Source organism: Oleiphilus sp. HI0125, assembly GCF_001635355.1.
In genome coordinates this window covers 1-955 of the sequence record NZ_LWGF01000910.1, presented here as the reverse complement: position 1 = coordinate 955, position 955 = coordinate 1, and the positions used below count along the sequence as shown (strand labels likewise).

General features: G+C 43.5%; 1 protein-coding gene. It reads right to left on the bottom strand.

Features of this window, described 5'->3' with window-relative positions; translation table 11 throughout:
- Window positions 1-752: VCBS domain-containing protein (locus A3762_RS15715; protein WP_156493502.1), on the bottom strand; the 752-nt coding region annotated here is incomplete at its 3' end.
- Window positions 753-955 lie beyond the last annotated feature (203 nt).

Below are 955 nucleotides of genomic sequence, written 5' to 3'. Positions count from 1 at the left end.
TTCAAGCGATACTCCCATTGACCTGATGGTGCGATAGTTAGAGTACCGTATTGACCTTGGTAACTTTGCGAAGCGAAAGAGCCTGGGCCGCCAGCAATTGAAAGTTGGCCGCTTGCAGAAACTTGGTTGTCTTCGCTTACTGAACCATCAAAAACTCCAGTAATTGAAATAGGCAGATCTTGGTGTACAGAAGAATTTGCTAGTAATTGATTGTGTTGCGTGTTGATTGTGTTGCTTAGGGCATCGTCTTGTTCGGAGCCGAATGAAGCGAGACTTCTTGATGAGAAGACAGATGTGTCTGTAGCGTTGTCGATCTCTAAGTTGGTTCTTTCGACAACTGCCGGTGTATCGTGGTGATGCCCATCTGATTGAGCTTGCGCGTTTTTCGTGTCTTCTTTGTTTTCTATATCTACTTTCTGAGATGATTCTTTGGCGTCTGCACGAATACTCGTGCTAATGCTGCTGTCTGAGGAATTGATTGAAGGATCAAATTGATCTGGTGATTGATCAGGTAGCGTGTTGGAAAAATGGCTGACTAGTTGCGGCTCTTTGACGATAAAGCTCAGGGTATCGCCAGCAGGGGAACGAAGCACTACCTGATTTCCGTCAGGGCTGTTTAGAAGAGTGTCTTCTGAAACTTTGTCTCCGATTCTTAGTTGGACGTGCTGTCCGAACTTGTCGACATAAAAAATGGGGCCAGAGATAGATACAACGGTAAACACGTAGATATTTCCTCCGTAACCGGCGGCCACACGAACCGCCTAGCTAAGTTTCAATTATGAAAACATCTAATAACTATAGTCTAAAGTTCGGCTTTTTTGTGTAAATAATAAACAAAATACGGGAGGTATGGTTTTTGAATTCTGTGGTTTATTCTAGGGTTTTTCGTCATCATCACCGCTTTGATCATAAGACTTCCACGCATCTTTGAGATCTTCTTGAAAAGCCTCTTCAT